Source organism: Desulfuromusa kysingii, from assembly GCF_900107645.1.
Classification (GTDB): Bacteria; Desulfobacterota; Desulfuromonadia; order Desulfuromonadales; family Geopsychrobacteraceae; genus Desulfuromusa; species Desulfuromusa kysingii.
Window position 1 is genome coordinate 72,002 of record NZ_FNQN01000009.1, and the last position, 25,077, is coordinate 97,078.

The following is a 25,077-nucleotide window of genomic DNA, read 5'->3' on the forward strand; positions in this document are numbered from 1 at the left end:
ACGTTGGGGAAAATGGATCAATACCTTGATTATTATTTTAACTTTTTAGCTGTAGAAAAAGGCCTCTCGGATAATACTTTAAGTGCTTATAGTCGGGATTTGACCTCCTACTCTGCGTATCTGAGTCAAAAGGAGCAGGTGACCGATCCTGACAATATCACGCAATCGATGTTACTTGGTTATTTAACGGCGTTAAAAAGTAATGGTCATTCACCGCGGAGTCGGGCTCGTGTTCTCAGCTCTTTACGCGGGTTTCATCGGTTTTTACTCCGGGAACAATACGCAAACCACGACCCTTCCATCCTGATCGAGTCGCCGCGTACCTTGTCATCGCTACCAAGACTGCTTTCGCAAAAAGAGGTCGAACGCCTGTTGCTGGCACCGACTGGTGACAGTCCGATTGCGGTTCGTGACCGGGCAATGCTTGAAGTGTTGTATGCCACCGGGATGCGCGTTTCGGAGTTGATCGGATTGCGTCTTGGCGATCTGAAACTTGATATTGGCTGTCTCAATGCGTTTGGCAAAGGCTCCAAGCAGAGATTAATCCCCCTGGGAGAGGATGCCCTTGATGTTCTTCAAGAATACTTGCAGAATGGACGCCAGAAGTTGTTAAAAAAAGGATTAAGTGATGAGGTTTTTCTCAATGTGCGTGGCAAAAAACTCAGTCGGCAGGGGGTTTGGAAGAACCTGCATGCTTATGCAATAAAAGCTGGAATCAAACAGAAAGTTTATCCGCATATGTTACGGCATTCATTTGCAACCCATTTGTTGGAAAATGGTGCGGATCTGCGTTCGGTACAAACGATGCTGGGACATGTTGATATTTCTACAACCCAGATTTACACCCACGTTATTCAATCGCGGTTAAAGAAAATTCATCAACAATATCATCCGCGTGGCTAACTGCTAAGGTAGAGGAAAAGATGAAATATATTATTTTGCTTGGTGACGGAATGGCGGATGAACCCATTGCGGAACTGGGAGGAAAAACCCCGCTGGAAGTTGCACATACACCCAATATGGATCGTTTGGCACAAACCGGAATAATCGGCTTGGCGGCAACGGTACCGGAAGGTTATCCCCCGGGAAGTGATGTCGCAAATCTTTCGGTTTTTGGTTACGACCCCGCTGATTGTTACACTGGGCGATCACCTCTGGAAGCCGCAAGTATGGGAGTTGATCTGGGTCCTGACGACGTTGCTTTTCGTCTGAATTTTGTCTGGCTGGAAGCCCATTACGGTAAGCTCTATATGGGGGATTTTTCTGCTGGTCATATCTCTACAGATGAAGCCAGCGTGTTGATAGCCACGCTTCAGGATGAGTTAGGCGGGGATCAGTTCAACTTTTATCCAGGGGTTTCCTATCGTCACCTCATGGTCTGGAAGAATGGCAAGGACGCCCTTAGTTTTACCCCGCCCCATGATATTTCAACGTACAGCATTGAAGATCACCTGCCACAGGGCGATGGTGCTGATGTTCTCCAGGATTTGACCAATTCAGCGCAAATGTTGTTGAATATCCATCCGGTGAACAACCAGCGGATTGCTGAAAATAAACTCCCGGCAAATTCGGTGTGGTTCTGGGGGCATGGACGTAAGCCGGTGATGGAGACTTACCAGCAACGTTACGGTTTGACTGGATCGGTGATTTCGGCCGTCGATCTGATCAAGGGGATTGGTATCAATGCCGGGTTGGAGATCATTGAGGTTCCGGGCGCGACAGGTTACCTCGATACTAACTACCGTGGTAAAGGCGAATACGCGGTTGCGGCTCTTAAAGACAAAGATTTTGTTTACGTCCATGTCGAGGCCCCTGACGAAGCGGGTCACGGTGGATTATTGCAGGAGAAAATCAAGGCGATAGAGAGTTTTGACCGTGATGTTGTCGGGACGGTTCTTGACAACATCGACGCCATTGGTGATTGCCGTATCCTGATTGCCCCTGACCATCCGACTCCCGTAGAAAAAAGGACGCACACTTCTGACCCGGTTCCTTATATCCTGTTTGACTCCCGTCAGTCGTTGGCTTCGCAGGCAACCGCATATTCGGAATCTGAAGCTAAGCGTTGTGGTGGGATTATCCCCGGCCATCAACTTCTCTCACTGTTGATGGCTGACCGTGAATCAGCATGAGGCTTTAGAAGCTAAAGATATGACGCCGTTACAACTGAGTGTTGTCTTGGTCGAGCCTCAAGGTGCGCTAAATATCGGTTCTGCTTGTCGGGCGATGCTTAATTTTGGTTGTTCCAGCCTGCGCCTGGTCAACCCTCAAGTGGATCATCTCTCCCGTGATGCACGACTGATGGCGGTCAAGGCTGCGTCTGTCCTCGAAAGCGCCCGTGTCTTTGAAAGCTTAGAAGATGCGCTGTCTGATACTGTTTTGAGTTTTGGAACAACGCGTCGTTTCGGACGTTATCGAGAAGGATTACTGCATCCTGATGAGGCGGCAGACCGTTTACTGTCGGTAGCACAAAAAGATTCCGTCGCCTTGGTCTTTGGTCGTGAAGACAGAGGGTTGTTTACCTCAGAGTTGGATCTCTGTCAGCATTTTATCACGATTCCGACCAATGAGAATTTACCGTCGATGAATCTGGCGCAAGCTGTCTCCATTTGTCTGTATGAAGTGAGCAGAGCCAAAGGGCGCTCTGCAGGTCTGAGTTATGGTCGCAAAGGATTGGCAAATAATGCCGCCTTAGAATCAATGTATCAACATATGCGTCAGACATTACTTGATATTGGTTACCTCGATCCACAAAATCCCGACCATATATTGCGCAGCTTTCGCCGTATCTTGAGTCGTTCCGGGTTGAATGACCGTGAAGTTCGAATTCTTCGTGGTCTTTTCAATCAGATCGATATTTATTCGGGACGCAAGCTGTCACGACGTTCAACAGATGGCGATCATGAGTAAAACAAGTAAAAGTTTTCAGCTTGAAAATGGTGTGAGCGTTGAATTTGTTCCTCAGGAGAACCGCTATTTTGGCGATTACCATCGGCTGCAGATAGATGTCATTGCCAAGATCCCTCTAGACTCAGGTTCATTACCTGCTGATTTAATCGAGGTGGCAGAAAAGTATTCAGGATCTATTAAATATGAAAAAACCCTGGAACGCATGGGAGTTGCTAGCAATCAACTCGATATCGCAACACAATCAATGATTGATGGTTTCATGCAAACGGTTGGTTGTTATCTCGCAAACAAGAGTTTTGCGGAACATTTACTTCGAAAAACATTGACCACGCGCGCACATCGAAACCGTTTCAGCCGGTAATAATTAAAATTCTTCTTGATTTAATCCCGTCAGAGTGTTAAATAATAACGGTTTTGATGTTGTTTATTGGAAGTGAGCCCCGGCTCACTTTTTTTATTATCCAGAGGCGACCGTGGCACAACTTTTAGAAAAAATTGAAGAACTGGTTCTCCCCATCATAGAAGACCTTGGTTGCGAATTGGTTGATATTGAGTATCAACGCGAGGATCGTGGATGGGTTTTGCGGTTTTTTCTGGACAAAGATGGTGGAATCAATCTTGATGACTGTGCCACTGCCAGTCGTGAGATTAGCTCAATGCTTGACGTTGAAAATGTGATCAGCACAGCGTATAGTCTGGAAGTTTCGTCCCCGGGGATTGAGCGGCCTTTAAAGAAACCTGAGGATTTTATCCGCTTTACTGGACAACTTGCTAAAATTAAAACCCACGAAGCCATTGATCCCGATGGTTCAGGTCGAAACAGAAAGACCTTTGTTGGCACCCTGTCGGGTTTTGAGGGTGATGAAGTCCTGTTGTTATTGAAAAAAAAACCAGTGGCAGTGCGTATTGCGCTACCACAGATAGATAAAGCAAACTTAAAATTTGAGTTTTGAATCCTGCCATGGGTTCATTGATTATCACTCGTTGACATGGTCTGTCAGCCAAAACTTTTAATAAGGGGTATGCAAGATGGTGGGTAACCTCAATCACATCATCGATCAGGTGGTTAAGGATAAAGGGATCGATCGTGACGTGCTGGTAGATGCACTTGAGTCTGCGGTCCTGTCTGCAGCCAATAAAAAATTCAGAAATACGCGTGATCTGGAAGCTCACTTCAATGAAGAACTTGGAGAGGTTGAGGTTTTTGAATTTGTTACTGTCGTTGATGAAGTTGTTGATTCATACAGAGAGATTGATTTGGAAGAGGCACGGGAAGTTGATCCCGATGTTGAAGTCAACGATTCTTTGGGGATGATGCTCGAGGCGGGTAGCTTCAGCCGCATTGCCGCACAAACGGCAAAGCAGGTTATTATTCAGAAGGTCCGTGAAGCTGAACGTGAAGGCGTCTATAATGAATTTAAGGACCGTGTTGGTGAGATCGTCAATGGGATCGTGCGTCGCTATGAACGTGGTGATTTGATTATTGATCTTGGTCGCGCAGAAGCTTTGTTGCCCAATCGGGAGCAGGCCCCGCGTGAAAATTACCGTCAATCAGATCGCGTTCGTGCTTATATCTCTGAAGTTAAGATGTCTGCCAAAGGACCGCAAATTATCCTTTCGCGCACGCATCCAGGGTTGTTGATCGCTTTATTTAAATCGGAAGTGCCTGAAGTTTCTGAAGGTATCGTTGAGATTAAAAATGCTGTCCGTGAGCCGGGAAGTCGAGCTAAAATCGCTGTGACCTCGCATGATATTGATGTTGATCCTGTCGGCGCGTGTGTCGGTATGCGCGGGTCGCGGGTGCAAAATGTCGTAACCGAGTTGCGTGGTGAAAGAATCGACATTATTCCTTGGACTCCAGACCCTGCAAGGTTTGCTTGTGCGGCCCTTGCACCTGCAGATGTATCGCGGGTGTATATTGATGAGGACGGCAAGTCCATGGAGATAATCGTTCCTGATGACCAATTATCTTTGGCTATTGGCAAGAAGGGGCAGAATGTCCGTCTTGCAGCGAAACTGATTGGTTGGAAAATCGATATCAAGAGCGAATCCCGTGCTCAAGAAGAAGAACAGGAAGAGAGTGCTTCTGAAGGTGCAGAAACTGCAGAAACAGAAACTCCTTCTGAAGTATCGGTTGCCGATGATGCTGCAACAACGGCTATAGATCAACAAGATGATGTTGATGATGATGGTGCTGCTGCAGACACAGAGAAGGATTGATTCGCTGACTTATGACTGCTGCTGAAAAAGGGCCGCAACGCACTTGTATCGCTTGCCGTAAGGCCGGTGACAAAAAACAATTTGTTCGTTATGTTGTGGCTCCTGATGGTGAAGTTTTGGTTGATTATCGGCAGCGATTACCTGGCCGTGGGGCTTACACTTGTATCTCATGGGACTGTTTGCAGACTGCGGTTGCCAGGAATAGTTTTCAGCGTAGTTTTAAGGGGCAGTGTCATGACGTTGACGCAACATCATTGTTGGAGCAATTGAACGCTGCTGTGGAGCAAAAGATATTTAATCTGATTGGCATGTCACGCAAGTCGAAACAATTTATAGCTGGCAGTAATGCCGTAGTTGATGCGCTTAAAAAAGGGACATCATTGGCACTTATTGTTATGGCGACAGATATATCGACTTCGATAAAAACGAAAATTGAAACATTGGCAATAAAGAAAAAAATATATACTGCGCATTTATCTGATAAACAGAAAATAGGGCAGATGTTAGGTAAAGAAGAGCGGAGTGTTATGGCTGTTCAGCCGGGTTTGTTAGCTGATTCGCTGTTGACTGAATTACATGTGTACAGGCGACTGGTAAGGGAGAATTGATGGGCAAGGTAAGGGTATACGAACTCGCGAAGAACATGGGTCTGGAAAACAAAGATTTGCTGGCTAAACTGGAAGAAGCAGGCATTGATGTGGCGTCACATTCAAGTTCTCTGGCTGAGGAAGATCTACGTAAATTTGAAGATTTCGTCAATCCCCCGGTACAGAAAATTGAAGAAGCTCGCATAAAACCAGGGATAATACGGCGACGACGGACTGTTGTACGTGAACCTGTTGAGCAGACGCCTGTCGCTGCTGAAGACACTGTTACAGTGGCTGCGAATGAAAAGGCCGAACCCTCAGTTACTGCCGAGGTTGACACCCCTGAACCTGAAGAGATTCCCCAACCAGAGGAACAGAAGGTCACACCGCCTGCAATAGAACCACCTGTGGTTGAATCTGTTGAAGAGGTTGCTTCTCCTGTAGCGACTACTAATGAAGCTCAAGCCGAATCTGAGCCTGAAATTAAAGCAGAAGCCGTCACAACGTCAAAGAAAGAAGTGAAAACTGAAGTTAAGGTTGATGCTGATAAACCAAAAGTCTCCGAGAAAAAAGTTGCAGAGACGGAAGCTGTAGCAACGGATAAAGGTAAAAAAGAAAAGCCACCCGTTGTTGAGAGAGCTACCGGTGATCGTGCCAAAATTCTTGGACGGGTTGAATTGCCACAAACGCCACCCCACGGACAGCGAAAAACCAGAAATTCAGCACGCCCTGCGCGGCAGGATGCACGACCAGCAAGAGCGGGTGAACGACCTGGTGGTCGCCCGGCTGCTCGGCCTGGAACTGCACCAACAGGAAGAACTCCTGCGCGTCCTGGATCGACTCCAAGCCGTGGAAATAAGAGGGTTGATCCAGCCCCTTTGGCGCCTTTGGAACAGCCGCTTCCTGAAAAGGAAGGGCGTAATAAAAAGCGTAACAAAGGACGTCGTGGTGATAATAACGACAATCAGGACGGTCGGGTATCGCGTCGCGGACGGCGGGTCGAAGTTTTCGAACCAGGCCGTGCGGGTCAAAAAAAGAAGCGTGGCGGTAAGAACTCCAAACAGGCGAAACATACTGAGGTAACTGTCAGTAAAGCGATTAAGCGGATTGTCAGAATCAGTGATTCAATTACTGTTGGTGAACTGGCAAAGCGGATGGGGGTCAAAGCGAATGAATTGATCGCTGAATTGATGCGTCAGGGGTCAATGGTGACGATCAATCATCCACTAGACTATGAATCTGCGGCAATCTTAGCGGCTGAATTCAACCATGAAGTTGAAAATGTCGCTTTTGATGAAGAGACAATTCTTGAAGTTGAGCCTTCCAAAGAGGCCGAAGATAATGTTGAAGATCTTGAAGTTCGCCCTCCAGTTGTTACCATTATGGGGCATGTCGATCATGGTAAAACCAGCCTTCTGGATGCGATTCGTGAAGCGAACGTCACTGAAGGTGAAGCTGGAGGTATAACCCAGCATATTGGTGCTTATGATGTTGAACTGGATGGCAAAAAGGTGACTTTCCTTGATACTCCGGGACATGAGGCATTTACCGCGATGCGGGCTCGTGGTGCTGGAGTAACCGACATTGTTATCTTGGTTGTCGCTGCTGATGATGGGGTGATGCCTCAGACAAAAGAGGCTATCAGTCATTCGAAAGCTGCTGGTGTGCCGATGATTGTTGCTGTCAATAAAATCGACAAACCGGACGCAAACCCTGAGAAGGTAAAACAAGAACTCACAGAGTTTGAACTTGTTCCAGAAGAGTGGGGCGGCGATACGATCTTTGTTGAGGTTTCTGCCAAGCAACAGACGAATCTTGATACCTTGCTGGAAATGATTTTGTTGCAAGCAGAAGTTCTGGAGTTAAAGGCTAACCCGAATAAACGTGCCAAAGGATCAATTGTTGAGGCACGCCTTGATAAAGGGCGCGGGCCGATAGCGACGGTGTTGGTTCAGGATGGAACCTTAAAAATTGGCGACGCTATTGTTGCTGGACTGCATTACGGTCGGGTTCGTTCAATGACCACAGCGACAGGTTCTCAAGTCAAAGAGGCTGGACCATCCTTCCCGGTTGAAGTGACTGGACTGGGTGGTGTCCCCAATGCCGGTGATACTTTCCATGCCGTTGAAAACGAAAAAGCCGCAAAAGATGTTTCGCATCATCGTCAGTCCAAACAACGTGAAATTGATCTGTCTCGAAACAGTAAGGTCTCTTTAGATCAACTGTTTGAAAAAATGCAACAAGGTGTTGTTGAGGAGCTTTCAGTTATTGTTAAAGCTGATGTACAAGGTTCGTTGGAAGCCGTACGCGATGCTCTGGAAAAACTATCCACGGACGCTTGTCGGTTGAATATAATCCATACTGGCGTGGGTGGTATTTCTGAAAGTGACATTACTTTGGCGACGGCATCAAATGCAATCGTCCTTGGTTTTAATGTTCGACCTGAGACCAAGGCCAAAGTGTTAGCTGAGGTAGAAAAAGTCGATATCAGGTTGTATTCAGTGATTTACGACGCTGTTAATGATATTCGTGACGCAATGGAAGGTCTGTTAGCACCGACCTTGAAGGAAAAAGAGTTGGGTCGTGTTGAGATTCGCGATACTTTCCACGTGTCGCGTGTTGGTACGATTGCTGGCTGTTTTGTTGTTGAAGGGAAAATCATTCGTAATGCTCAAACTCGACTGGTCCGCGATAATGTCGTTGTCTGGCAGGGTAAACTCAGTTCATTGAAGCGCTTCAAGGATGATGTTAAAGAAGTCGGCAATGGTTATGAGTGCGGTATTGGTTTGGAAAAATACAACGATATAAAAATTGGTGATGTTCTTGAAGTCTTTGAAATCGAAGAAGTTAAGACTTCACTGTAGCCCCGACAATGAATCTTTACCCTATGGAGCCGAAGTAAGTTGAGTAGTTATCGTCCAGAACGAGTTGGTGAGCAGATCCACAAAGAGGTGACCCGATTGTTGATGTACAACATCAAAGATCCCCGTGTGTCTCCAGTAACGTTGACTGGGGTGCAGATGTCACGTGATATTGGTTCTGCTAAGATATATTATACGGTTCAAGGTGATTCTGCTGAACGTAAAGAGGCAGAAAAAGGGCTTAAAAGCGCATCTCCATATATCCGTAGAGAATTAGGGAAAATTATGAATCTCAGATTTGTCCCTAATCTCTATTTTAAATTTGACGAATCTGTCAATTATGGACAAAAGATTGATGCCTTGTTGTATCAGGTACGAGAAGACTTAGATGATCATTCAACAGATAATTGAAATTATAAATACGAATCAGACATTTTTGGTTGTCGCACATGAAAATCCAGATGGTGACGCGATAGGTTCAACCCTTGGTCTCGCACTGGCTTTACGTGACATGGGTAAAGAGGTCGTTGCCTATAATGTTAATAGTGTCCCAGCTGTTATGCGTTTTTTACCCGAGTCTGACTTTATATCAAACAGCCTGCCTGAAAACGCTGGTTTCGATGTCGCTTTTGTTTTGGATGCTGGTGATCTGGAAAGGACCACATTACCTGTTAAGGATCTATGTCAAACCCTGATTAATATTGATCATCATCCTGATTCTACATTTGGTGATCCATGTTATCTTGATACCACTGCCTGTGCGACAGCGGTCTTAATTTACCGCTTGTTGTCAGCTTGTCAGTACCCCATGAGTTTGCCTGTTGCTAAAGCTCTCTATTTGGGAATCCTATCTGATACCGGCTCTTTCCGTTACTCCAGTGCCAACCAGGAGGCCTTTCTGGTTGCAGGAGAGTTGGTTGGGCTGGGAGTAGATCCTTGGGAAGTTTCTAGCAACCTCTATGAAAGCCATGCTCCTGAGCGGATGAAATTGCTTGGCATGGTCCTCCCCACTTTACATATTGCCGCTTCCGGGCGTTATGCTTCCGTTGTCTTGACTCTGGACGCTCTTAAAAAATCTGGTGCCTTGGAGGAACATGCTGACGGGTTTGTGAACTATCCACGTTCAATCTCAGGTGTTGAAGTCGCTCTATTTTTTAACCAAATTTCCAGTGACCTCTATAAGATTAGCTTCCGGTCTCGTGGTAACATTGATGTTGGCAGTCTTGCCCACAAGTTGGGTGGTGGGGGACATCATAACGCTGCTGGTGCCAAACTCAGTGGATCACTGGATGAAGTGAAAACATCAGTATTCACCTTGCTTGACCAACTTCTCAGTTAATATCTTGCACGGACTCCTTCTTATTGATAAAAGCGCGGGGATGACCTCTCACGATGTCGTCAGAAAAGTCAGGCGTATTTTCAAAACCCGTAAAGTTGGGCATGCTGGAACTCTTGACCCCTTGGCAACGGGTGTTTTACCGGTTGCGATTGGGGATGGAACCAAGATTCTCCAATTCTTGCTTGCAGAAGATAAGTCCTACCGGGCGACATTTAAATTTGGGTTCACTACGGACACTCTTGATATTGATGGACAAATTCTTTTACAACGGCTTGTCCCTGAATTTGACCTCACTGATTTGGAACAAATTTGTGCCGAATTTCGTGGCAATATTGAACAGCTCCCACCGATGTTTTCTGCCCTTAAAAAAGATGGCGTTCCGCTTTATAAGCTTGCACGCCAAGGAAAGACTGTTGAACGTCAACATCGACAAGTCACGATCAAGCGGCTCGAAATTATCAACTGCAAAGCCCATGAAGTCACTATTGAAGTTGATTGTTCGAAGGGGACCTATATTCGTTCTCTTGTTAGCGATATCGGTGAGCGACTCGGGTGTGGTGCCTGTTTGACAGGATTACGCCGTATCCGCAGCGGTGAATTTGCTATCGATCAATGTCACACTTTGGAAAGTTTGCAACAGTTGGATGACCTTTCGACGTCACTCCTGTCACTTGACGATGCTTTGGCTTGTTGCCCAGCGGTGCAATTAAATGAACCCGCTGCCGCCGCGTTAAAGTTTGGTATCCCTCCACAGTTAAGTCAGACCCAAGTGGATGCCGAGATTGTCGATGGCGATCTGTTGCGTTTACAAGTTGACTCGAAATTAGCTGCCGTCGCGCGCTATGCCCCTTTGCGCAATAAGGAAAAACGCGGCGATTTTGAACTGATCAGAGTCTTTGGTAGTCACTGAATGGTTATTGGTTGGTTGTGTGGAGATCTTAGTCTTATAGAGTCAGTATGGCCCTATAGGAGCATCGTTGTGGTGTGTTTAATCTTTACAGACGATCTTGAATTGTGGTAGAAATCGCAACCTATAGACATTTGTCAAAAACAGCCACGCCACTGGCTTTTATTGGACTTGAAAAGGAGAACTATCGTGCTTGGCACAGACTGTAAACAGGAAATTATCAATACCTATAAGCGTCATGAAGGTGACACCGGTTCACCAGAAGTGCAGATCGCCCTTCTAAGTGAACGAATTACCTACCTGACAGAGCATTTTAAAACCCATAAGAAAGATCATCATTCCCGTCGAGGTCTTCTGAAAATGGTCGGCCAACGTCGTCGATTGCTTGATTATCTCTTTAAGCAAGACGTCGAACGATACAAGACGATTATTCAAGCTCTCGGTCTTCGCCGTTAAAAAGAGCAGCATGCCTGATTGGGCATGCTGCTTTTATTTTTTTATGTCGGCTGTAGAGGCTGTCCGGAGAGAACCCCTGGCAATTGTGGCGGGGGTTGTCTCAGGCCATCCTCTTATAGCTTTTACACAAGCAACGGTTCCATATGGATGGAATCAATTTTAAAAGGAGAACTACATGGCCTATCATAAGGTTGAAGTAGAATTTAATGGACAACCCTTGACGATTGAAACAGGCAAAGTTGCCCGTCAGGCAGACGGAGCAGTTATTGTAACTTATGGTGAAACTAAGGTGCTTTGTACTGTGGTTTCAGCCAAAAAAATGCGTGAAGGTCAGGACTTCTTTCCTTTAACCGTCAACTACGCTGAAAAGTTTTATGCCGCTGGGAAGATTCCTGGTTCATTCTTCCGTCGTGAACGTGGTTCCACTGAGCGTGAAACCCTGATCTGTCGGCTGATTGATCGCCCCATGCGTCCTCTCTTTCCAAAGGGTTACATGTTTGAAACCCAGATTATGCCATCTGTTATTTCTGCTGATCTGGTTAATGATCCTGATACATTAGCAATGGTTGCTGCTTCAGCTTCTGTTGCCGTTTCAGATATCCCTTTTGAAGGACCTATTGCTGCGGTTCGTGTTGGTCGCGTTGATGGTCAACTCGTGGCGAACCCAACCAATGAACAGATTGCCGAAAGTGATTTAGAGATTGTTATTTCAGGCTCTAAAGATGCGGTAATGATGGTGGAAGGTGAGTCGGCGTTTTTTACTGAAGCTGAGATGCTTGAAGCTATTTTCTTTGGTCATGCTGCGCTGCAACCGCTGATTGAGTTGCAAGAGGAGTTGGCCAACTTAGTCGGTAAAGATAAGCGGGCTTTTGAGGTTGCTGTTGCTGATGAAGCTCTTGTTTCTAAGGTCACTGAATTAGCTGAGGCCAAAGTCATCGAGGCAGTTCGCATTCACAGTAAACAGGATCGTTATGCAGCTCTCGCTGAAAATCGTGCTCAGGTTCAAGAGCAGCTGGCAGACGAGTTTGCTGGCCGTGAAGGTGAAATTTCTGCTGCCCTTGGTGCTGTAGAAAAAAGAGTCGTCCGGCAGATGGTGACGAAAGAGCGGATCCGTATTGATGGTCGTGACATGACAACGATCCGTCCTATCAGTTGTGAAGTGGGTGTTCTGCCCCGTTCTCATGGGAGTGCCCTGTTTACCCGTGGAGAAACCCAAGCTCTGGTTGCCGCTACTTTAGGGACCGGTACTGATGAGCAACGGATGGATAATATCCAAGGGATGGAATTCAAGAAGTTTATGCTGCATTACAATTTCCCTCCATTTTGTGTTGGTGAAACCAGTATGCGTCTTTTTCCGGGTCGTCGGGAAATTGGTCATGGCATGCTTGCAGAGCGCAGCGCCGCGCAAATTTTGCCCAAGCATGAGGATTTCCCTTACACTATCCGGGTGGTGTCAGACATTCTTGAATCAAATGGATCGTCATCAATGGCCTCAGTTTGTGGTGCCTCTCTATCTTTGATGGACGCTGGGGTGCCAGTTTCTGAAGCGATCTCCGGGATTGCTATGGGGCTGATTAAAGAAGGGGATGATGTTGCTGTCTTGTCGGATATCCTTGGTGATGAAGATCATCTTGGTGATATGGACTTCAAAGTCACAGGTTCTGCGAGGGGAATTACTGCTTTGCAGATGGATATCAAAATTACCGGTGTGACCAGAGAAATTATGCAACAAGCGCTGGAGCAGGCGCGCGAAGGGCGGATTCATATCCTTGGCGAAATGGCTAAAGCTATTGATGCTCCACGTGCTGAACTTTCTGAACATGCACCACAGATCACCAGTATTAAGGTGAAATCTGATCAGGTCAGAACAGTTATTGGTTCTGGTGGTAAAAATATCCGTGGCATTATTGATGCGACAGGTTGTGCCATTGATATTGAGGATGATGGTACTATCAAGATTGCGTCATCTGATGGCCTGGCAGCGAAAGAGGCGATTAAGATGATCCGTGATTTGACCCAGGAAGCTGAAGTTGACAAGCTTTACATGGGAAAAGTTAAAAAAATCATGGAATTTGGTGCTTTTGTAGAAATTTTCCCAGGGACAGACGGTCTGGTTCACGTCTCTGAACTGGCAAAAGAGCGGGTACGCAATGTCACTGATGTTCTTAATGAAGGGGACGAAGTATTGGTGAAGTGTATCGGCGTCGATCGTCAAGGGAAAATAAAACTTTCCCGTAAGGCCGCTTTAGGACTGGAATTACCCGAAGAGGGTTAATCCCCTTTTTAATTTTCAGTAAAATATTATTATCATGGCCGGTGAAGAGTGCTTATTTCTTCATCGGCCCTTTTTGATTGGACGGTATTATGTTGAAGCCTCAGGTTATGATAAAAAAACTTCATCCACAGGCTGTTATTCCCAAGTATATGACCGAATTAGCGGCTGGGATGGATGTGTGTGCCTTCATGCAAGAACCTCTTCAGCTTCAACCGGGGCAACGGGCACTGATCCCCACAGGGTTATCATTTGCACTCCCTGCGGGATTTGAAATTCAGGTGCGACCTCGCTCCGGACTCGCCATTAAACATGGAATCGCCTTGGTCAATTCACCGGGGACGATCGATGCTGATTATCGCGGAGAAGTTGCTATTATTTTGATTAATCATGGTCAAGAGCCCTTTACGGTCAATTCAGGAGATCGTATTGCCCAACTTGTCGTCGCTCCTATCTGCCAAGCTGATCTCATTGAAGTTTCCGAACTCTCAGAGACGTTGCGTGGTGCAGGTGGCTTTGGCCATACGGGGAGTCACAATGAAAAAGTCTAATCCTGCGGATTTATTCGAATTTCCCTGTCAGTACCAGTTTAAAGCCATGGGACTTGCGGGTGATGATTTTCGAGAAGCTATTGTTGCTGCTGTTGCTGAGCATGTTCCTGTCGCAACCGATGCCGTCCTCTGTCGCCCCAGCGGTCAAGGAACCTACCAATCGGTTTCACTCCTGGTGACCCTGCATAGCTATGAGCAACTCACCGCTATCTATGCGGATATGCGTCTTGTCAACGGGTTGAAGATGTTGCTTTAATCCCATTTTAGGATTATTATCGATCGTTAAAATATTTGTTTAGAGGAGAAAACGACGATGTTTTTATCAATTAATCCTGATAATCCTCAACCACGGTTAATCAAACAGGTTGTTGCCTGTCTGCAACAAGGGGGGGTCATTATCTATCCGACGGATACGACCTATGGACTTGGTTGTGATATTTTTAATCGCAAGGGCGTCAAAAAGATATTCCAGATCAAGCAGCGCGATCAACGTAAGCCTTTCTCTTTTATCTGTAATGATCTTGCCGAAATCTCTAATTATGCTCAAGTGAGTAATTTTGCCTTTAAAATTATGAAGAGATATCTTCCCGGAGCTTTTACTTTTGTCCTTGACGCGACAAAAATTGTTCCTGATTCCCTCAGCACTAAACAAAAAACCGTAGGTGTACGTATCCCTGAGAATGAAATCTGTCGCGCGATTGTCAAAGAACTTGGCCATCCTTTGGTGACGACCAGTGCCAATACCTCTGGAGAAAACACTCCTCAAGATCCAGTTGAGATCGAAGAGACCATGGGTCATTTGGTCGATTTTGTCATTGACGGTGGAATATCTATGCAAGAGGCTTCAACGGTAATCAGTCTGGTTGATGATCAAATTGAGATTATCCGCCAAGGCAGCGGTGACACCTCCTGGATCGAATAAATTCACCATCCAAGGCAACTGTTCCACAGATTTTAATTGCGGAGTCTGTCAACGTGTCTCCAAGTTTACGCCCGCTGATCAATTTTATTCATGGTCATGCTGAGTTAAATATCCTTGTTCACAGTATGCAGAAAAGTGAAGCGAGTTATTGGCTCGTTGGTGGATGTCTGCGTAATTCACTTTTAAATTTGCCCCAAGTTGATATTGATATTGCCTGCTCTTACGATCCAACTCCTCTTGTACGTGACTGGAGTTCACAAGTTTCTGGACACTGGTTCTGGTTGGATTCTGAACGGAGACAGAGTCGTGTCATTTTGACATCCGGTTTAGCTTTGGACTTTGCCCCATTGCGGTCAACTTCAATCAGTAACGATTTACGTTTACGCGATTTCACCGTCAATGCATTAGCCCTGCCTGTCGATGAATTGTACCCGAACTCCCCCCTCTTAGACCCACTGAACGGGATAAATCACCTTAATGATCGACAACTATTTTGTTGTTCGGAACAAAGTTTCATCGATGATCCGCTGCGGATGTTAAAAGGTGTTCGGCATGCGGTGACCCTTAATTTTGAACTTGCAGTGGAGACGCTGCGTCTGATTGCTGCATCGCAGGAACTTCTTAAATGTTCCGCGGGTGAAAGGATTAGGGATGAGTTCGCCAAAATATTTAACTCAGAAAATGTCGTTGGCGGAGTGCAACTCCTTTTTACCAGTGGTTTACTTGCTGTCTTGTTTGGACCCGCAGGTGAGGATTGGGACTTTCATTCGGCGCTGAGTAAGATCGATGAACTGCGTGATAAAATTGATGCTGGTAGATCAGCGCAAGTGGAATCTTTATCTGTAACAACAAAACAGGGCTCATTTTCTCTTCGCGGACTGTTAATATTTTCTCTCTTGATAAAGCTCTATCAACCAGAAAATCTGCCGGAGTTGTTGCATGGACGGTTACGCCTGAGTCGGCGCGATAAGGCTTTGATCATTGCCCTTCAAGCAGCACTGGATTTAGAGACGCTATCTCTGCTGGAAACAATCACCGGAAAGAGACGAGAAGCGTTGCTGGCTGAAAGCCTCGGTCCTTTTTATTTTGAACGGGTCCTTTTGTGGGGAGTCTATCCTGCGCTTATATCCCTTGATCGCTTGATTGAGATACAGAGATCTTTCGACCATGAACAGGTCTCAGGAGTGGTCCCAGCCTTGTTGAATGGTCGACAGATTGCCGCTTTTTTGGCGCCTCAGCGAGGCGTTAAAATAGGGGAGTGGCTGGGCAAGATTAAACTAGCTGAAATTAAAGGGGAAATATCAAGTGTTTTAGAGGCTGAAAAGTGGTTGAAAAGCAAATTAATATTTGACAAAAAAGAGGCCTAATCACTATACTGCGCAGCACCCATGCGGGAGTAACTCAGTTGGTAGAGTGTCAGCTTCCCAAGCTGAATGTCGCGAGTTCGAACCTCGTCTTCCGCTCCAATTTAAAAAATGCCCTGGATCTAAGATCCGGGGCTTTTTACTCTGTGCTGGCGGTTTCTTTTTATTCCGGTAGCCGTTATAGTGAGTTTATGAACAATTTAGAAGTTAAATGTCCCCGTTGTGGCAAGAAAACCATTTGGAGTGAAAATCCGGCGCGACCCTTCTGTTCTGAGCAATGTCGTATCATTGATCTTGGATGCTGGGCGACTGAAGAGTATCGGGTCGTCGGTGACAAGGCTCCAGAAGTGGATCAAGATTCTTAAATATCAGGAGATAATATGTACCACTTGACGATTTTAACCCATTTTGCTGCGGCACATAACCTGTTGAATTATCAGGGTGACTGTGAAAATTTACATGGACATAACTGGAAAATTGAGGTCACTGTCAATACGGAAGAGCTGAATGACGCAGGGTTGGGCATTGACTTTAAAATACTGAAAAAACATACCAAAGAAGTCATGAACTATCTTGATCATAAATATCTTAATGATTTAGAGGCATTTAAAGGGATTAGTCCCTCATCAGAGCACATTGCGAAATTTATTTATGATCGACTGCTTGAGAGTTTGTCCCCTTATGCTGTTCATTTAGAAAAAATCACGGTCTGGGAATCGGATAATGCATATGCCACTTACACCCAAAGCTGATCTCATCGAGATCTTTTCCTCCATTCAGGGGGAGGGGATCCTGGTTGGTTGTCGACAAATTTTCTTACGTTTTTGTGGTTGTAATTTAAGTTGTCGCTATTGTGATACCAATTTTGAGAAAACTGATAAATGTCTGATCGAATCGATACCTGGTTCGGGCGAGTTGGATACCCTGAACAATCCTTTAAGTTTAGCTCAGGTCGAAACATTGCTGGATTCGTGGAATTCGGAGTTGCCTTCAGCTCACCACTCCATCAGTATTACCGGAGGAGAGCCATTGCTTCAGGCTGATCTTTTATTGTCCTGGTTGCCGACATTAAGGAAAGCCTTACCCATACATCTTGAAACCAATGGTACGTTGCCTGCTCAACTTGGAAAAGTCATCCAACATCTTGATTGGGTCTCGATGGATATTAAGCTGCACTCACAGACAGGTGAAAGGACCGAATGGGATCTTCATCGTCAGTTTCTGGAGATTGCCAATCAAACTGACTGCTATGTAAAGCTGGTAGTTGGTGAGAATACTCCTGATCTGGAGATGCAACTTGCCGCTGATCTAGTCGCTACTGTCTCAAAATATATTCCAATTGTTTTGCAACCGGTGACCATGGATGGAAGGATTCAAGTATCTACCAGGCGGCTGTTACAGATGCAGGCAATTATTGCTGAAGAGATCCCAAGTGTGCGAGTGATTCCGCAAACACATAGGTTCATGGGACTGTTATAGCTATCAGTAAGCTGCTTGCTTATTTATTATCTGCAAACTTATTAACTAGTTTTTCCCTGACCAGTGGGGGAACAAATTTACTGATATCACCACCAAGTCGACCAACTTCTTTGACGATTGACGAACTCAGATAGGCAAAATTGGGCGAAGTCATCATGAACAGAGTCTCTACTTGTTGACAGACTGTGTGGTTCATTTGTGCCAATTGAAATTCAAATTCAAAGTCGGTCACTGCTCTCAATCCCCGCAGAATAACCCTTGCCTTCTTTTCAACGACATAATTGACCAATAGCCCGTCAAATGTTTCTACCTTCAGACGTGGATTGTCTGCAGTCAGGCTCATCAACATGTCGATTCTTTCAGAGACAGAGAACAAACTGTTTTTGTCGGAATTACTTGCTACGGCAATCACGACCGTGTCAAAAATTTCCAGCCCACGTTGAGCAATATCCAGATGACCATTGGTAAATGGATCAAATGATCCAGGATAGATGGCAATATGACGGTTCATAGGAGTCCTTAAGTTAAACAAAGAAAATGGATTTTGGAGGAGCCGTAGGTTCTCTCATCCATTAATCTGAGAGTTTTAAAGTCACATAATGATTCATCTTTGCAAGATTCGGCGCAGATTATTCCCTTTTTACCGAGGAGCTTCAAGTGTTCTATTTGTTCGATTGCGTTTGCAAGAAGGTTCTGATGATAGGGCGGGTCAAGTAGGATCAGGTCAAAAGGTGCCATGGTGATGAGTTGCGGCAGTGTTGCAAAAACGTCCTGATTAATTACCCTTGTCTCTGCTTCAAAGCGGCAGCGTTTAATATTCTCAATCATGACCTTGGCTGCCGTTTTACCCGAGTCAACCAGGGTCGCACACTTTGCCCCGCGACTTAATGCTTCGAGCGATTGAGCACCACTTCCAGCAAAAAGTTCCAGGACGTTGGTACCATGAAATGTCTCCAGTTTGCTGGTGAGGATGCTGAAGATGGCCTCACGAACACGGTCTGGCGTGGGGCGAATATCCAAACCTGAGAACGTCGCTAGTTGCCTTCCACGGGCAATTCCACTGATGATGCGCATATTAACTGATACCTACGAGACGAGCTGTAACATTATCCGCGATGGATAGCCAGTGGTCGGTGTGTGAAGAGCGTGTTGACATGTTACCCCAGTCAAAATTCTGAAATTCATTCAGCGGCCTATTGCCTTTTATCGGCAAATATTGTGACCACTTGCAAGTGAATTGATAAGCAGTTTTGAATAAATAACACGATATAAAGGAAACAACCAATACCGAAAAATAAATTTATAAATTTTATAATGACCCAATAGATGGCGATTCTTTTATTCCTAACTGGTTCCGATTGCGGTATTGCCAACGTTAATATTGGTTCATCTGCTACTGCGATTGGTGAGTCTTTGGTGGTGCAAAAGGGGACCTGAATCGGGTTCAGATGGCTGAATGTTGTCATCAGTTTGCCGTTGGCACAGGGAATCAAATTGAACCTTTGAACTCATCATTTTAACGCAACCCCTTCAATAGATTGAATATTGTCTTGTAAGTATGATGATAGTGTACTATTTTTCAGAGGTCGATCTTCAAGATAGACAATCATTTTTTACATCTCTGGAAAATATCATCAATGAAAGACCCTATAATCCGTATCGAGAATGTTTCAAAGCAATTTGGAACACTCAAGGCCCTTGATGGCGTGACAAACCAGATTCAGCGTGGTGAAGTTGTTGTTATTATCGGTCCCAGTGGCTCTGGTAAGAGTACCCTGCTGAGAACCTTGAACGGTCTTGAAACTGTCAGTGAGGGGAATGTCTATATTGATGGTGTCAATATTGTTGATACTCGTGTCAATATCAATAAATTGCGCTCCAAGGTTGGCATGGTGTTTCAACATTTTAACCTGTTTCGACATAAAACCGCACTCGATAATATCATCATGCCACAAACGGTGGTTCTTAACCGCAAGCGGAAAGAAGCTGAAGATGTCGCCCGTAAGTTGTTAGAAAAAGTTGGCATCCCCGAAAAAGCCGGGAATTATCCTGACCAACTCTCAGGTGGTCAGCAGCAACGTGTAGCTATTGCCAGGTCTCTGGCAATGCACCCCAAGATTATGCTGTTTGATGAAGCGACATCTGCATTAGACCCCGAAACTGTTGGTGGGGTGTTGCAATTGATGAAAGATCTGGCCACGGAAGGGATGACGATGGTTGTCGTTACCCATGAAATGGGATTTGCGCGCGAAGTCGCAGATCGAGTTATCTTCATGGATGGCGGACAAATCCTGGAAGAGGCGACCCCTGATGAATTCTTCGATCGGCCTAAAAATAGCAGGACGATTACCTTTTTGAGTCAAATTCTGTAATTTAATCACACCTGAAAGGAAAATAACATGACCACATTAAAACGGACGCTAGTGTTAATGATGCTTGCTATGTTCAGCCTTGCATCGACATCTTTTGCTGCATCAACAATGGAAAAAATTGTAAAGTCGGGAGAGCTGATTGTTGCTGTCCAGACGCAAGGACCACCAGTCAGTTTTATTGATAAGACCGGACAAAGAACCGGTCTGGTTATCGATATTATGGAGATGATGGCTGCTGATATGGGGGTTAAACTGATTCTACAAGATTATGATTGGAAAGGGTTGATCCCCGCTTTGACATCCGGTAAGGCCGATGTTATTGCTGCAGATATGACTCCAACGGCCAAACGGCACATGCAGGTCATTTTTACTGAGCCTGTTTTCTTTGCTGAAAACATTGTCTACTCGCTGAAGGATAGAGACTTTGTCTCTTGGAAAGATGTTAATAAGCCAGAGTTTACCGTTGGTGCGACACAAGCTTCTTCATACGCTGAAGTTGCTAAAAAGTTTTTACCTGCAGCAAAATTAAAGGAATATTCGGGTGGTAATCCACAAACATTTCAAGCCTTAGTCTCTGGCCGTGTGGATGCTGGGGTTTCGGATAGAGCAAGTGTTTCCGGGCTCATCAGTCAAAATCCGAATGTCAAGGTTCTGGAAGGAACCGTGAATAAAGAACCTCTTGGTTTTGCTGTCCGTCCAGACTCAATCCACCTGCTACATGCGCTGAACAACTACATGCGCCTGATCCGTCATGACGGCCGTTTGGACAGATTGCTTGATTACTGGTGGAATTCTACCGTTTGGGAAGCTGATCATAAATAACCCTTAAGGTTGATTATGATTTATGACAAGAAAGGCCTGCTTTGACCGCAGGCTTTTCTTGTCCAGACTTATATGATGAGGATGTCAGTGCATGCTTTGGCTCAATGGTTTTTATAATTTTCGTATAGTGGGACAGTATCTCAATGTTTTCATTGATGGGATGCTAACGACCATATGGCTTTCATTGCTCTGTCTCGTGATGTCTTTTTTCTTTGGTATTTTTATTGCGTTGATGCGGATGTCAACACTTGGTTTTGTCTGGCGCATTGCAGCAGCTTACATTCAACTCATTCGTTCAACCCCGCTACTTATTCAAATCTACTTGATCTATTACGGGCTTCCAGCCTTGTTGCCATTCGGTAATATTTTTGATGAAACACAAACAGCGATTATCGCTTTAACAATTCATACGACCCCCTATATGGGGGAGATTATCCGGACTGGAATACAGTCTGTTGATAAGGGGCAAAAAGAAGGTGCTCAGGCAGTCGGTCTAAACTCATTCCAAAGTATGTATTACATCATTTTACCTCAGGCCATTGCCAATATCACTCCGCCGCTGATCGGTCAAACAGCAATCTTGATTAAGGACACCGCCCTCTTCAGTATTATCGCTGTGCCGGAACTGATGGGGGCAGGATTGACAATGTTTTCTGAAACTGTTGTGGCGACAGAAAGTTATGTGACGACTGGCATCTGTTATCTCTTGATCTATCTCTTAACTCTCATTTTGTCTGGTTATGCCCAAAACCGGCTTGGCGGCACAGCATGGCGGTCAAATTGATGGGCGGGATGTTGGAAATGGCGGATATTGTCCTTGCAAAAATACAGATAACCATCAATCTGATGCCCTTTTTGATGCAGGGTCTGCTGATGACTTTCAAAGTGTCAATATTGGCCATTCTCTTTGGTTCCTTGTTAGGTTTTGTTCTCGGGGTGGTGCGGACCCTGGGGTATCGACCTCTGACAGCCATCATTGGTATTTATTTGCATATTTTTCGAGGTACGCCTTATCTAGTGCAGCTTTATATTATCTATTTTGTGTTTCCCTCTTTTGGGGTCGGATTTCTGAATTTCGACAGTTTTACTGCGGCGATCGTTTCTTTGTCGCTGTACACATCAAGTTATGTCACTGAAATTACCACAGCAGCTATTTATGCGATTCCAAGAGGACAGGAAGAGGCGGCACGTTCATGTGGCATGTCAAAGGCGGAGGCCCTCATTTACGTGGTTCTCCCACAATCTTTAAAGATGATGATTCCACCGATGGCCAGTATTTATGTTGTCATCATTAAAAGTACTGCGATCCTCTCGATTATTGGTATTTCAGAATTGACCCGTCAGGGGGAGGTTGCGATCTTACGGATGCCCGGGGATATCATGTTTGTTTATGGTTTAATCGCGACGATGTATTTTATCTATTGTTATCCGGTTTTGCGTTTTGCCAAGTGGGCGGAAGGGGCATTTGGTTCAATTGGGAGTGTTCAGGATCAAGAGTCATAGCGAGATCTAACCTTCTTTTATTTCTCCAACAAAAAGCCTCCAAAGCAAAAGGCTACGGGGCCCGTCATGACAACTGAATCATCTGGTTGAATCGCAACTTCAATCGGTCCTGCAGGAAGCTCTACAGTCATCTTGTCCCGGTCGGTTAGTCCACGCAGTCGAGCGGCGTAAAATGCGACACAAGCGCCACTTCCGCAGGCTTCAGTCAATATCCCCGGACGCTCATAGACCGCTAATAACATATGTGAGTCAGTGACCATTTGAGCGACACCTACATTGATCTGATTCGGGAAAAGCGGATCGGTCTGAATTGCCGGGCAGAGATCCTCCATGACAATGGTTTTCAGGTCGTTAACAAAAAAAACTACGTGAGGGTTGCCAATATTTAAAGCGACAGGGTTTTTAAGGGGGCCATTGCTAATATCGAGATGACAGGTGTCCTGTGCTTCGGAGAGGGGGATTTTCCACCAATCTTTGCTGATGTGACCCATGTTAACACTGACACGTTGTTCTCCTGCCCGCCAACATTCAAGAGTTCCGGTGATCGTTTCAAGGATAATCTTCTCAGCGTTTTTCTCCTCCAGAATGAGATATGCGACACAACGCGTAGCATTACCACAGGCTTCTGCCTCACGACCATCAATATTAATAATTCGCATCAAGGCTTCGGCGCCTTTGTTCCTGCCCGCTGTTGTCGGATTTTCGATGATCAGGAGTTGTTCAGCTCCAACTCCTTCATGTGGGTCACAGATCCGACTGATCGCAGCGATTGTTGGTTTGAAAGGCTGCTCACGCCCATCGACAATGATGAAGTGGTTACGCAATCCGTGCATCTTAAGAAAAGGGCGCCCCATAGACCCGATTTGAGGAAGTATTTTTCGAAACGGATATTGATTCATCATGGTGAATATTGACCTTTTAGATAGGTATATAGTTTGAAGCTTTTAGAAATGGCGAACGTTAATCTTTCCTTGTTGAATTTTCAATTCGAGCCAACGTTGTATCCAAACCTTAAAGTATTTCCGTGTTGCCGGAGTCAACAGGCAGAAACCAAAAAGATCGGTGCAGAAACCCGGGGTTAAAAGTAACAAACCTCCCGCTAAAATCATAGCTCCGTCAATCATTTCAGTGGCAGGAAGATGGTGCTGATTTAAATTCACCTGGATACGATTAATTAATTCGAATCCTTGACTTCGGGCGAGATAAGCACCAGCAATGCCAGTAACAAAAACCATTCCAACTGTGGGTCCAAAGCCAATCTGACGACCCGCTTCTATCAGTACATATAACTCAATGACCGGCACTAATGTGAAGACAATTAAGAGTTTTATAAACATCTCTTGATCCTTTCATAAGAAAAAATTATATTTTTTTAGGAGTTATGTGGTATTTTCTAGCAACAACCTCTTATCGTCTGTAACTACCCGAAAATATTACAAAATAAAACTGGTTAAAAAATAGGCAAGGTGTCGTCTTGGGCTGGTATTGTAGCGCCACTGATGTTTTCAACAGACTTGTTGACAACTTTTCCACTGTTTGTGTGGATGAAACCTAAAACCTATTGTTTTTCACGAACTTTGCAATTGTTGACTAGAAATGACCACTATTAAGTGTCAGATTGTGTCATCACTTGAATGGTTTTCATGCGTAAAATATCTTCAGCATCGCAATTTAAAGACTTCGCGATCTGGACTGTAGCAAATAATATGTCGGCGAGGATATGGTTGATTTTATCTTGATTTATGGTCAATTCCTCTGTCGGAATTTTAAGCCTGAGTAGTTTCTTTTGGATTTTATCAATTTGGGCATTTAAATCTTGTTTTTCAATTTTGCTGGCCACTTTTGTCGCAACTTTTAGGGCCGGAAGGTTCTCTGGAATACGATCCATTAATTTGTTTTTTCCACCCTTTGTAACACGTTCTTGTTGTTTTATTTCATCCCAGCGTTTTGCATGATCGTTAACATTTTCACCAGCAAACACATGTGGGTGTCTACGGATCATTTTATTGCTGATTGAAAGTGCAACATCAGCCAGGTCAAATTGCTGTTTTTCGTTATAGATTTGCGCTATAAAGACCACTTGAAAGAGGAGATCGCCAAGTTCATCACGAATCTCAGCGGTGTCATTTTTGCTTATTGCATCAATAAGTTCGTATGCTTCTTCAAGGATGTAAGGTTTTAATGTTGCTGCCGTCTGTTTTCGGTCCCATGGGCAACCATCTGGTGCACGGAGTGCCGTCATTATTTCACTGAGTTTTGTCATCTCATCGGTGATCGATTTGGTTTTCACGGTTCATTCCTTATGATGATAAGTGTGCTTTGAAGTAATTGATCTTTTGCTCATTAGAGATGTGTTTCCATTTATCCTTCAGATGGTATTCATTAACAGTTGTGCGAGAATATAAAAAAAACTTGCAAATCTATGGTGGATGGGCTAGAAAATGCGCCATTCTTGGCGGTTGAATTGCAATCCTTTTGACTTGACATGATTTTGTCTCTCTCTATACTGTAT

29 protein-coding genes and 1 tRNA gene are annotated in these 25,077 nt (G+C 45.0%); 25 read left to right on the forward strand and 5 right to left on the reverse strand.

The annotated features are described in order from the left end of the window. Positions 1–12: 12 nt before the first annotated feature. From xerD to BLU87_RS13935, 21 genes are all read left to right on the forward strand, one after another. Positions 13–903, forward strand: a complete 891-nt coding sequence (xerD, locus tag BLU87_RS13835; protein WP_092349845.1) for a site-specific tyrosine recombinase XerD — start codon at positions 13–15, stop codon at positions 901–903. 20 nt (positions 904–923) lie between these two features. Further along, a complete protein-coding gene (locus BLU87_RS13840; protein ID WP_092349847.1) occupies positions 924–2,132 on the forward strand; it encodes a cofactor-independent phosphoglycerate mutase in 1,209 nt (402 codons plus the stop codon). 19 nt (positions 2,133–2,151) lie between these two features. Further along, positions 2,152–2,910 carry an RNA methyltransferase gene (locus tag BLU87_RS13845; protein WP_092350039.1) on the forward strand — a complete coding sequence of 253 codons (759 nt, stop codon included), beginning with the start codon at positions 2,152–2,154 and terminating at the stop codon, positions 2,908–2,910. Beyond that, entirely contained in the window at positions 2,903–3,271 is a 369-nt protein-coding gene (locus tag BLU87_RS13850) for a hypothetical protein (RefSeq protein WP_092349848.1), read from the forward strand. Before BLU87_RS13845 ends, BLU87_RS13850 begins: the two co-directional genes overlap by 8 nt. Before the next feature lie 112 nt (positions 3,272–3,383). Then, complete coding sequence (locus tag BLU87_RS13855; RefSeq protein ID WP_092349850.1) at positions 3,384–3,863, forward strand: ribosome maturation factor RimP; 480 nt, start codon at positions 3,384–3,386, stop codon at positions 3,861–3,863. A gap of 76 nt (positions 3,864–3,939) precedes the next feature. Then, positions 3,940–5,130: a transcription termination factor NusA gene (nusA, locus tag BLU87_RS13860; protein ID WP_092349852.1), complete on the forward strand. Its 1,191-nt coding sequence runs from the start codon at positions 3,940–3,942 to the stop codon at positions 5,128–5,130. A gap of 11 nt (positions 5,131–5,141) precedes the next feature. Next, complete coding sequence (locus tag BLU87_RS13865; protein ID WP_092349854.1) at positions 5,142–5,738, forward strand: DUF448 domain-containing protein; 597 nt, start codon at positions 5,142–5,144, stop codon at positions 5,736–5,738. Next, on the forward strand, positions 5,738–8,581 hold the full coding sequence (infB, locus tag BLU87_RS13870) for a translation initiation factor IF-2 (RefSeq protein ID WP_092349856.1): 2,844 nt from the start codon (positions 5,738–5,740) through the stop codon (positions 8,579–8,581). Before BLU87_RS13865 ends, infB begins: the two co-directional genes overlap by 1 nt. Positions 8,582–8,620: 39 nt before the next feature. After that, positions 8,621–8,989 (forward strand): 30S ribosome-binding factor RbfA, encoded by a 369-nt coding sequence (rbfA, locus tag BLU87_RS13875; protein WP_092349857.1) that lies wholly within the window; start codon positions 8,621–8,623, stop codon positions 8,987–8,989. Next, positions 8,967–9,917, forward strand: a complete 951-nt coding sequence (locus BLU87_RS13880) for a DHH family phosphoesterase (RefSeq protein WP_245706567.1) — start codon at positions 8,967–8,969, stop codon at positions 9,915–9,917. The genes rbfA and BLU87_RS13880 overlap by 23 nt, the downstream gene beginning before the upstream one ends. 4 nt (positions 9,918–9,921) lie before the next feature. Next, on the forward strand, positions 9,922–10,827 hold the full coding sequence (gene truB / locus BLU87_RS13885; RefSeq protein WP_281242562.1) for a tRNA pseudouridine(55) synthase TruB: 906 nt from the start codon (positions 9,922–9,924) through the stop codon (positions 10,825–10,827). 186 nt (positions 10,828–11,013) lie between these two features. Then, positions 11,014–11,280 carry a 30S ribosomal protein S15 gene (rpsO, locus tag BLU87_RS13890; RefSeq protein WP_092349861.1) on the forward strand — a complete coding sequence of 89 codons (267 nt, stop codon included), beginning with the start codon at positions 11,014–11,016 and terminating at the stop codon, positions 11,278–11,280. 175 nt (positions 11,281–11,455) lie between these two features. Then, positions 11,456–13,555 (forward strand): polyribonucleotide nucleotidyltransferase, encoded by a 2,100-nt coding sequence (pnp, locus tag BLU87_RS13895; protein WP_092349863.1) that lies wholly within the window; start codon positions 11,456–11,458, stop codon positions 13,553–13,555. Between the two features lie 89 nt (positions 13,556–13,644). Beyond that, positions 13,645–14,103, forward strand: a complete 459-nt coding sequence (dut, locus tag BLU87_RS13900) for a dUTP diphosphatase (protein WP_092349865.1) — start codon at positions 13,645–13,647, stop codon at positions 14,101–14,103. Next, positions 14,090–14,359: a YbeD family protein gene (locus tag BLU87_RS13905; RefSeq protein WP_092349867.1), complete on the forward strand. Its 270-nt coding sequence runs from the start codon at positions 14,090–14,092 to the stop codon at positions 14,357–14,359. Before dut ends, BLU87_RS13905 begins: the two co-directional genes overlap by 14 nt. 57 nt (positions 14,360–14,416) lie before the next feature. Further along, the gene (locus BLU87_RS13910; RefSeq protein ID WP_092349869.1) at positions 14,417–15,025 is read left to right on the forward strand and encodes an L-threonylcarbamoyladenylate synthase; all 609 of its coding nucleotides are present in this window, start codon (positions 14,417–14,419) and stop codon (positions 15,023–15,025) included. Between the two features lie 53 nt (positions 15,026–15,078). Next, complete coding sequence (locus tag BLU87_RS13915; RefSeq protein ID WP_092349871.1) at positions 15,079–16,392, forward strand: tRNA nucleotidyltransferase/poly(A) polymerase-related protein; 1,314 nt, start codon at positions 15,079–15,081, stop codon at positions 16,390–16,392. A 23-nt stretch (positions 16,393–16,415) separates the two neighbouring features. Next, a tRNA-Gly gene (locus BLU87_RS13920) sits at positions 16,416–16,491 on the forward strand. A gap of 89 nt (positions 16,492–16,580) precedes the next feature. Then, a complete protein-coding gene (locus tag BLU87_RS13925; protein WP_092350043.1) occupies positions 16,581–16,754 on the forward strand; it encodes a DNA gyrase inhibitor YacG in 174 nt (57 codons plus the stop codon). A 15-nt stretch (positions 16,755–16,769) separates the two neighbouring features. Beyond that, a complete protein-coding gene (gene queD, locus BLU87_RS13930; RefSeq protein ID WP_092349873.1) occupies positions 16,770–17,141 on the forward strand; it encodes a 6-carboxytetrahydropterin synthase QueD in 372 nt (123 codons plus the stop codon). Next, on the forward strand, positions 17,119–17,868 hold the full coding sequence (locus tag BLU87_RS13935; protein WP_245706568.1) for a 7-carboxy-7-deazaguanine synthase QueE: 750 nt from the start codon (positions 17,119–17,121) through the stop codon (positions 17,866–17,868). Before queD ends, BLU87_RS13935 begins: the two co-directional genes overlap by 23 nt. Positions 17,869–17,887: 19 nt before the next feature. Here BLU87_RS13935 and coaD read toward each other — a convergent pair whose 3' ends face one another. Together coaD and rsmD are read right to left on the reverse strand one after the other, a co-directional pair. Beyond that, complete coding sequence (gene coaD / locus BLU87_RS13940) at positions 17,888–18,379, reverse strand: pantetheine-phosphate adenylyltransferase (RefSeq protein ID WP_092349877.1); 492 nt, start codon at positions 18,377–18,379, stop codon at positions 17,888–17,890. 8 nt (positions 18,380–18,387) lie between these two features. Further along, on the reverse strand, positions 18,388–18,942 hold the full coding sequence (gene rsmD, locus BLU87_RS13945) for a 16S rRNA (guanine(966)-N(2))-methyltransferase RsmD (RefSeq protein ID WP_092349879.1): 555 nt from the start codon (positions 18,940–18,942) through the stop codon (positions 18,388–18,390). Positions 18,943–19,505: 563 nt separating this feature from the next. Here rsmD and BLU87_RS13950 point away from each other — a divergent pair. The 4 genes from BLU87_RS13950 (at position 19,506) to BLU87_RS13965 (ending at position 22,565) form a co-directional block, all read left to right on the forward strand. Then, positions 19,506–20,240 carry an amino acid ABC transporter ATP-binding protein gene (locus tag BLU87_RS13950; protein ID WP_092349881.1) on the forward strand — a complete coding sequence of 245 codons (735 nt, stop codon included), beginning with the start codon at positions 19,506–19,508 and terminating at the stop codon, positions 20,238–20,240. Positions 20,241–20,267: 27 nt separating this feature from the next. Further along, entirely contained in the window at positions 20,268–21,062 is a 795-nt protein-coding gene (locus tag BLU87_RS13955; RefSeq protein WP_092349883.1) for an ABC transporter substrate-binding protein, read from the forward strand. 91 nt (positions 21,063–21,153) lie between these two features. Then, entirely contained in the window at positions 21,154–21,846 is a 693-nt protein-coding gene (locus BLU87_RS13960; RefSeq protein ID WP_092349885.1) for an amino acid ABC transporter permease, read from the forward strand. After that, the gene (locus BLU87_RS13965; RefSeq protein ID WP_245706569.1) at positions 21,831–22,565 is read left to right on the forward strand and encodes an amino acid ABC transporter permease; all 735 of its coding nucleotides are present in this window, start codon (positions 21,831–21,833) and stop codon (positions 22,563–22,565) included. The genes BLU87_RS13960 and BLU87_RS13965 overlap by 16 nt, the downstream gene beginning before the upstream one ends. Before the next feature lie 17 nt (positions 22,566–22,582). Here BLU87_RS13965 and dapF read toward each other — a convergent pair whose 3' ends face one another. The 3 genes from dapF to mazG form a co-directional block, all read right to left on the reverse strand. Next, positions 22,583–23,467, reverse strand: coding sequence for a diaminopimelate epimerase (dapF, locus tag BLU87_RS13970; protein WP_217637522.1), 885 nt, complete (start codon positions 23,465–23,467; stop codon positions 22,583–22,585). A 42-nt stretch (positions 23,468–23,509) separates the two neighbouring features. Further along, complete coding sequence (locus BLU87_RS13975; RefSeq protein WP_092349887.1) at positions 23,510–23,902, reverse strand: FxsA family protein; 393 nt, start codon at positions 23,900–23,902, stop codon at positions 23,510–23,512. 269 nt (positions 23,903–24,171) lie between these two features. Continuing rightward, positions 24,172–24,855, reverse strand: coding sequence for a nucleoside triphosphate pyrophosphohydrolase (gene mazG, locus BLU87_RS13980; protein ID WP_092349889.1), 684 nt, complete (start codon positions 24,853–24,855; stop codon positions 24,172–24,174). Positions 24,856–25,077: the final 222 nt, after the last annotated feature.

Excerpts from the sequence above, each read along its gene's own strand:
- xerD (WP_092349845.1), top strand. The coding sequence starts at position 13 with ATGGATCAATACCTTGATTATTATTTTAACTTTTTAGCTGTAGAAAAA.
- BLU87_RS13840 (WP_092349847.1), top strand. The coding sequence starts at position 924 with ATGAAATATATTATTTTGCTTGGTGACGGAATGGCGGATGAACCCATT.
- BLU87_RS13845 (WP_092350039.1), top strand. The coding sequence starts at position 2,152 with ATGACGCCGTTACAACTGAGTGTTGTCTTGGTCGAGCCTCAAGGTGCG.
- BLU87_RS13850 (WP_092349848.1), top strand. The coding sequence starts at position 2,903 with ATGAGTAAAACAAGTAAAAGTTTTCAGCTTGAAAATGGTGTGAGCGTT.
- nusA (WP_092349852.1), top strand. The coding sequence starts at position 3,940 with ATGGTGGGTAACCTCAATCACATCATCGATCAGGTGGTTAAGGATAAA.
- BLU87_RS13865 (WP_092349854.1), top strand. The coding sequence starts at position 5,142 with ATGACTGCTGCTGAAAAAGGGCCGCAACGCACTTGTATCGCTTGCCGT.
- infB (WP_092349856.1), top strand. The coding sequence starts at position 5,738 with ATGGGCAAGGTAAGGGTATACGAACTCGCGAAGAACATGGGTCTGGAA.
- BLU87_RS13880 (WP_245706567.1), top strand. The coding sequence starts at position 8,967 with ATGATCATTCAACAGATAATTGAAATTATAAATACGAATCAGACATTT.
- pnp (WP_092349863.1), top strand. The coding sequence starts at position 11,456 with ATGGCCTATCATAAGGTTGAAGTAGAATTTAATGGACAACCCTTGACG.
- dut (WP_092349865.1), top strand. The coding sequence starts at position 13,645 with ATGTTGAAGCCTCAGGTTATGATAAAAAAACTTCATCCACAGGCTGTT.
- BLU87_RS13905 (WP_092349867.1), top strand. The coding sequence starts at position 14,090 with ATGAAAAAGTCTAATCCTGCGGATTTATTCGAATTTCCCTGTCAGTAC.
- BLU87_RS13910 (WP_092349869.1), top strand. The coding sequence starts at position 14,417 with ATGTTTTTATCAATTAATCCTGATAATCCTCAACCACGGTTAATCAAA.
- BLU87_RS13925 (WP_092350043.1), top strand. The coding sequence starts at position 16,581 with ATGAACAATTTAGAAGTTAAATGTCCCCGTTGTGGCAAGAAAACCATT.
- queD (WP_092349873.1), top strand. The coding sequence starts at position 16,770 with ATGTACCACTTGACGATTTTAACCCATTTTGCTGCGGCACATAACCTG.
- BLU87_RS13935 (WP_245706568.1), top strand. The coding sequence starts at position 17,119 with ATGCCACTTACACCCAAAGCTGATCTCATCGAGATCTTTTCCTCCATT.
- coaD (WP_092349877.1), bottom strand. The coding sequence starts at position 18,379 with ATGAACCGTCATATTGCCATCTATCCTGGATCATTTGATCCATTTACC.
- rsmD (WP_092349879.1), bottom strand. The coding sequence starts at position 18,942 with ATGCGCATCATCAGTGGAATTGCCCGTGGAAGGCAACTAGCGACGTTC.
- BLU87_RS13950 (WP_092349881.1), top strand. The coding sequence starts at position 19,506 with ATGAAAGACCCTATAATCCGTATCGAGAATGTTTCAAAGCAATTTGGA.
- BLU87_RS13955 (WP_092349883.1), top strand. The coding sequence starts at position 20,268 with ATGACCACATTAAAACGGACGCTAGTGTTAATGATGCTTGCTATGTTC.
- BLU87_RS13960 (WP_092349885.1), top strand. The coding sequence starts at position 21,154 with ATGCTTTGGCTCAATGGTTTTTATAATTTTCGTATAGTGGGACAGTAT.
- BLU87_RS13965 (WP_245706569.1), top strand. The coding sequence starts at position 21,831 with ATGGCGGTCAAATTGATGGGCGGGATGTTGGAAATGGCGGATATTGTC.
- dapF (WP_217637522.1), bottom strand. The coding sequence starts at position 23,467 with ATGATGAATCAATATCCGTTTCGAAAAATACTTCCTCAAATCGGGTCT.
- BLU87_RS13975 (WP_092349887.1), bottom strand. The coding sequence starts at position 23,902 with ATGTTTATAAAACTCTTAATTGTCTTCACATTAGTGCCGGTCATTGAG.